Consider the following 266-nt stretch of genomic DNA (forward strand, 5'->3'; position numbering starts at 1 on the left):
TGCCAAGCTCAGGCGAGTTCAATTCATGAGGTCTAAAGAAACGATCAACGCCGTTTAAGATAAGAAAGCAAGCAGAGCCTGAAATGAACATAGCTTGTGCTAGAGCAGCTAACGACTCCGCCTTACCATGCCCAAAAGTATGTTCTTTGTCAGCAGGTTGCAGTGAGTAACGCACCACCAATAAATTAACCACTGATGCTGCAATATCTAGCAGTGAGTCGATCACTGACGCGAGCAGACTAACAGAACCTGTTATCCACCATGTA

At 45.5% G+C, this 266-nt stretch carries 1 protein-coding gene; it reads right to left on the reverse strand.

Annotated features, from left to right (window positions below):
- Window positions 1-266 (reverse strand): cation diffusion facilitator family transporter (locus tag A3774_RS16130; protein WP_156473747.1); only part of this gene is annotated, 266 nt, incomplete at both ends.

Origin of the sequence: Neptuniibacter marinus, from assembly GCF_001597725.1 — a bacterium.
Lineage (GTDB): Bacteria > Pseudomonadota > Gammaproteobacteria > Pseudomonadales > Balneatricaceae > Neptuniibacter > Neptuniibacter marinus.